Annotated in this window: 6 protein-coding genes; 1 reads left to right on the top strand and 5 read right to left on the bottom strand. The window is 66.0% G+C overall.

From position 1 onward, the window contains the following. A partial coding sequence (locus tag LJE61_RS11330; RefSeq protein ID WP_296918446.1) for an IS4/Tn5 family transposase DNA-binding protein occupies window positions 1–112 on the bottom strand: 112 nt, incomplete at its 3' end. 348 nt (window positions 113–460) lie between these two features. On the opposite strand from LJE61_RS11330, the gene LJE61_RS11335 reads away from it, so the two are divergent. Next, entirely contained in the window at window positions 461–1,597 is a 1,137-nt protein-coding gene (locus tag LJE61_RS11335) for a carbon-nitrogen hydrolase family protein (RefSeq protein WP_296918437.1), read from the top strand. A gap of 35 nt (window positions 1,598–1,632) precedes the next feature. Here LJE61_RS11335 and LJE61_RS11340 read toward each other — a convergent pair whose 3' ends face one another. From LJE61_RS11340 to LJE61_RS11355, 4 genes are all read right to left on the bottom strand, one after another. Then, window positions 1,633–2,664 (bottom strand): hypothetical protein, encoded by a 1,032-nt coding sequence (locus LJE61_RS11340; RefSeq protein ID WP_296918439.1) that lies wholly within the window; start codon window positions 2,662–2,664, stop codon window positions 1,633–1,635. 519 nt (window positions 2,665–3,183) lie between these two features. Then, window positions 3,184–3,633: a nucleoside deaminase gene (locus LJE61_RS11345; protein ID WP_296918441.1), complete on the bottom strand. Its 450-nt coding sequence runs from the start codon at window positions 3,631–3,633 to the stop codon at window positions 3,184–3,186. Between the two features lie 147 nt (window positions 3,634–3,780). Then, window positions 3,781–5,118, bottom strand: coding sequence for a uracil-xanthine permease family protein (locus tag LJE61_RS11350; RefSeq protein WP_296918443.1), 1,338 nt, complete (start codon window positions 5,116–5,118; stop codon window positions 3,781–3,783). A gap of 9 nt (window positions 5,119–5,127) precedes the next feature. Then, window positions 5,128–6,020: cache domain-containing protein (locus tag LJE61_RS11355; RefSeq protein WP_296918444.1), on the bottom strand; the 893-nt coding region annotated here is incomplete at its 5' end.

Genomic DNA, 6,020 nt, shown 5'->3' on the forward strand with positions numbered 1-6,020 from the left:
GCAGACTCGCCGTCGGCTTGTCGGCCAAGCGCTCCGCCAGCAGGACCGCACGGGCCGCACGACGCTTGTCCCCCAGGTCCAGATCCCGAAACTCGTCCGCCGCCCAACTCATGCCACTCCTCACTTAAACTCATGCTTTACAGCATGTTACCGGAGGTTCTTCGAGTTGTGTGCAAAGAGATGGGGTTGCCCGTGGTTACGACCCAGAAGCCGATACCGCCCCCGGTGGCACCGTAACAGCAAGCAGCCCAGCATTGCCGGCCCCTTCCGTCGCCTCTTGGACAAGGCCGGAGGAAGCCGGCTTGCCCGCACGGACGTAGCCAGCCGCACGAGGACGAGAGGATCCGATGCTGGCGAGTCCGTCCTCCACGACCGGCCAAGGCCTCGCCGCCGAGCGAATCCCGACCAGGCTGCTAAGCTTTTGTCTCCGTCAGACAGATTCAGCCCGGGAGACTGGCCGATGCAGACGAAGCCCGATTTGACAGAGGACCGCCAGCAGCACCCGCCGCTGCCGTCGCTGAGGCGGCGGCGGTTCATCGAGTGGCTCGCGACCACGGTGCTCCTGGCCGGACACCGTTCTGTCATGGCCTCCACCGAGACGGCGATACCCGAGCCGGAGCGCGACGAGACCATCAGAGTGGCCGCGATCCAGATGACGCCCCAGCTCGGTGGCGTGGATGCCAATCTCGCGCAGGTCGAGCAGCTGGTCAGAGAAGCCGCCGCCAAGGGTGCAGCGCTGATCACGCTGCCCGAGATGTTCACGTCCGCGGCGGCCTTCCACGAGGACATGGTCAAGGCGATCCGCCCCGTCGACGGTCCCCCGGCCGAGCTGTTGAAGGATCTTGCCCGGCAGGAAAACGCGATCGTTGCCGGCTCTTTTCTCGCTGAAGACGCCGGGCGTGTGCACAACGCGCTGCTGCTGGTCATGCCGGACGGTACGACCGTGCGCCACGACAAGGACTTCCCGACCTTCTGGGAAGCCTGCTACTACGAGAACGGGCACGATGACGGGGTATTGAGCACCCCGCTGGGGCCGGTCGGGGCCGCGCTGTGCTGGGAGATGGTTCGCTCCGGCACGGCGCGACGGCTGTCGGGCAAGGTCCGGTTGCTGCTCGCGGGCTCGACCTGGTGGACCTTGCCGGAAGAAGCAGATCCCGATCACCCGCTTCGGACAGTCAATCTGCAGATGTTGAGGGAGGCGCCGCCAATGCTTGCGCGCATGCTGGGCGTGCCGGTGGTGCACGCGTCTCATGCGGGCCCATTTGAAGGCTACGACAGCCCCGAGCTGCCCGATGTCCCCTACCGGTCGGTCTATCTGGGCGAGGCCATGGTCACGGATGCGACCGGCAAGGTTCTCGCGCGGCGCAAACTGGAAGACGGTGCCGGGGTGGTCGTGGCCGACGTCGTCGTTCCGGCTCGTCCTGTGCCGTCCGCGGATATTCCCGACAGGTTCTGGCTGCCGGAGCAGATGCCGCAAGAATGGATAGACGCCTGGCACCGTTGGTTTGCCAGGGGGGAGGATTACTACGAGACGGTGACGCTGCCCTATTTGGCTGACGGCGAGCTCGAGGACTATATCCCGCCTTACCTGAGATGAGGCCGGCCGCGCCCGCCGGCGGTCTTGGTCGGAGGTCAGCGCTGCTTGTGCACCGGATGAGCTTCTTTCATACGCTCGCGCCAGCGCTGGACCCGGACCCGCTCCTTCAGGATGTCGATGGCGTCGATCAGCATGTCGTTGGTCGTGGCATGGAAGCGGTCGCCGTGGTCCACGAGCACATCGATGACGGCGCGGACGATGTCCTCGATGACCAGGCGGTTGTCCGCCGAGCGCAGGTCGGCGATGGCCGTCTCGACCAGGTTGCGAGCGATGTCGCTCACTGACCGCTCCAGCATATCGGTGGCGCGGCCGCCAAAGACCGGAATGCGGCCGAGCCGACTCACGGCTTCGCTGTGCTCCACCGCGTACCGGATGCGCGCATCGAGATAGGCATGGATATCGTCCTTGTTCAGGTCATAGTTGCGGCGCAGGATGTCGTCCACCTGAAGGCCGATCTCCTCCACCAGCTCGTGGCGGCGGACCAGCACCACCTCATCGACGATGCGATGGGACAACGGTTGCCCGGAGCCGAGCTCGGCCTGGACACGGTCCAGCACGCTCAGCACCACCCGATCGGAGATCTCTTCGACGAAGACATCGTAGTACGTGTGCACGAACCGGCCGACCTCGGTGTCCTTCAGGTTGATGACGCCGAGCCGGTTGAGGCGCACCAGCATCGAGAAGATGCGCAGGAAGCGCAGCACCCGGAACCCTAGCACGGGAATGCAGCCCAGCAGCTCATACCAGTGCAGAAAGGGGTAGAAATACCAGCGCAGGTACCTCTCGCGCCTTATGGCAATGGTCCAGCGAACGAAGAACTCGGTCAGGAAGATGGCGACGAACACGAGGTCGTAGCGCCAGAAGTCGGGCGCAACGCTCGTCGCATACCAGTCGTGGAACGCGGGCGACACATGCTCGACGGCGCCCGCGAACCAGCGGGCGGCGAACAGCGAGTCGAAGATGAGCCAGCTCAGGTTGACCACCAGCAGGACGAGCATCGCCACGTCGACGATCAGCAGCGTCGTTTCCTGGCGGTCGCGAATGCGCCTTAGATCGAACTGAAACAACAGGTCCCCCTTGGCGGTCGGTGCGCGAGCTCGGACGACGGGGCATTTGCACCGGCGCATGGGTTGGATACCCCCTGCCCGCCGCGGGGGCCTGCTCACCGTCGCTGTGCCGGCCGCTCGGCTGCCGCTCCACGGGGCAACCGGCCGCAGACGGCGGCGCGGCGGCCGGAGCGACCCCGACAGATCGCCCCCAACCCGCGGCCCGGCGGCCATCGCCGCCGCGCTGCCGGCGTCATGAGTCCGGATGGCCCTTGTCGAAGGGTCATTCGGGTCAGAGGCACGGGCCGCGGCCGGGCGGCCCCCGGGGAGGTCCGCCACCTCGCGGCTTGGGGCCCGGCCGCCGCCGCGTCCACGTCGGCGAGGGCCGCCTCGATCACTACCGCTCTTGCGGTCATGCAAGATCCGCGCAGCCCCTCGGGTCCGCGCTGGTATCACCTGGAGCGCGGCAGCCCCGCGTTGCCGCAGAGCCAGGTCGGATCGAGGTCCCCGCGAGTCCCTGTGCGCCCGGCCGCCGGCCCGTCAGGGCTCGCCGATGTCCTCGTCCCAGAGCTGCGGCCTCGCGGCGATGAAATCCCGCATCAGCTCGATGCAGGCGCTGTCCTGCACGACCTCCACCTGCACGCCGCGGGAGCGCAACAGGGCCTCTTCGCCGAGGAAGGTCTGATTCTCTCCAACGACGACCCTTGGAATGCCATAGAGCAGGATCGCGCCGCTGCACATGGAGCACGGGGACAGCGTGGTGTAGAGCACCGATTCCCGGTACACCTTCGCCGGCTGGCGGCCCGCGTTCTCGAACGCGTCCATCTCGCCATGCAGGATGGCGCTGCCCTTCTGCACGCGCCGGTTGTGACCGCGCCCGATGATGCGGCCGCGGTGCACGATGACCGCGCCGATGGGAATGCCGCCCTCGGCAAGGCCCTGACGGGCTTCGGCGATGGCAGCCTCCAGGAAGGGGTCCTTGTCGGCCATGTGGGCTTACCTCTGTCGATTGTGCTGTACCCGAAAGGCCGGGCTCGCGCCGGTCGCCCTCCGGGACTCGAGCCTGCGCTGGACGCAGGGTGCCGTGCCGGTGCCGGCTCTGGCCGGCACCGGGCTGATGGCTGCCGCGGGCCTCTGTCAGTGCGCCTGCGGGGTGGCTCGAGGTCCGCCGATGCGCAGCAGCTGATGGAGCAGCACGGCCATGACGGTGCTGAGCGTCAGCGACGATTCGAACAGCGGGCGCAGAATCGGGGGCACATCCGCGAACAGGGATGGGGCGATATCGAGGCTCAGACCGAAGATCAGCGGGATGCCGATGACGAAGGTCTTCCGGGTATCCACGCCCGAGCCCAGGATGATCTGGATGCCGGAGAAGATCATGAAGCTCGACACATAGACCAGTATGGCGCCCATCACCGGTGACGGCATCGCCGACAGCAGCCCGGAAACCTTGGGGAAGAAGGCGAGCAGGATGAACAGGCCGCCGGCGACGTAGGCGATGCCGCGGCTGGTCGCACCCGATGCCTTGGTCAGCGCGACGTTGCTGGCCGACGTATCCGAGGCCATGCCGCCGAGCAGGCCCGAGGACGCCACGGCGGCGGCATCCGCGACCAGCCCGTTGGAGACGCGGCGCATGTCCGGTGCCTGCCAGGCCTCGTCATTGATCTTCTCGCACATGATCAGATTGCCGAAGGACTTGAGTGCGCCGGTGATCGAGACGATGACGAAGACCGGCACCAAAGACCAGTCGAAGGCGATCTCGAGGCTGTTCTCGAGGAAGGGCAGTGCCACCCAAGGCGCGCCTAGCACTTCGGCAAGTCTGCTCAAAGGCAGCACCCCGAGGGCCACGGACAGGATGTAGCCGAAGAAGAAGCCCAGAAAGACGCTGTACAGGCGCAGGTTGCCTTTGCCCCAGATGTTGACGCCGATCATGATCAGCAGCGTGACGGAGGCGATCGAGACAGTGTCGAGCTGAATGGGCTCGCCCTCGAAGTTGATTCCCAGAAACTTGGAGACGCCAAGGGTGACCAGCCCCTGAGCCACCATCAACACGACCAGGCCGGTGATCTCGGGCGGGAAGAGAAAGGCGAGCCGGTGCACGAAGCGCGCGAACACCGCCTCGGCGAGGCCCGCAACGATGGTCATGCCCCGCAGCAGCGGCAGGCCCCCGAGCCACGCCGCCTCCATCGACGCGGTGAAGAAGTTGGGGCCGCACAGATTGGGGCAGACGAAGCCCGAGCCGATGAAGCGGCAGCGCAGGCTCTGCACGATGGTCCCGATGCCGCAGGCGATCATCGTCAGTGCAATGACCGAGCGGACCTCGTCGAAGGTGCCCCCGATCTCCGTGACGAGGACGATGGGCAGCACGAGGGTGCTCGACATCAGGAAGATGTGCTGGCAACCCAGGATCAACAGGTCGCCGAGGGGCGGCCCGTCGTCCAGGCCATAAATCAGATCCCGCGGCTTCGAGGCCATAGCGGAGCCTCAGTTCAACCAGAGCGGTGACGCCGGCACGTACGCCGAGCCGACGTAGAATGTCTTCTCGCCGTCGCTGACCTTGCGCGTGTAGAGCAGACGCTTTTCCGGCAGGCCGGAGCCCGGCTTCGGTGCGGTGAAGCTGGTCCAGGTATTTTCGCGGTGCTGTAGGGCCGCCTTCGTCTCCTGAAACACCTTCTTGCCGACCAAATCGGCCACTTCGGAGACGTTACGCGTCCGCTCCAGGCTCGGGAACAGCGGATCCACGAGGACATTGCCGTCCTCGTCGGTCACTCGGATATAGGCATCCAGCACATGATACGGACAGGCGATGTCCCGCAGCTCGGCGAACGCGGCCTCCGTGCCCCGTGTCTGTATCAAGCGGGCGGCCTGGTCCACGGCGGTCTCAATGAACGCCTTTTCGATCTTGACGTTGTACAGCCCGCTGCCGACGAGGAACACGCTGCCACCCGGCGCCACGGCCTTGCGCACGTAGGACCCCTTCCATTGCGGGCGGGTATGCCAGGGCCCCTCCCAGAGGTAGAAGACCCAGCCACTGGCATCCGGCTCCGGCCGCTGCGCGATCTCCATCATCCTGGCCACCACGGGCCGCCCTGCTATATCCCTGAAACCGGCAAGATTCTGGCCGACCAGCTCCCGCTCGATCGGGTGGAAGACCGCGGTGCCCTGGTCGTCATAAACGAACAGGTAGCGCTCACCATCGAGCCAGATCGATCCCTTGACGGCAAAGGCCGCAAAGGCGTCCGATCCCTGGGCCTCGATCAACGCGGCCGCATTCTCGACCAGCCTGACGAGCCGCTTGTTGTCCTCGTAGAGATAGATGCTGCGCCCTGCTGGCGTGTCCCCGAAGATACGCATCGGGACGAGCAGCAATTGCAATG

The organism is Thiocapsa sp. (assembly GCF_022340925.1).
GTDB lineage: Bacteria > Pseudomonadota > Gammaproteobacteria > Chromatiales > Chromatiaceae > Thiocapsa.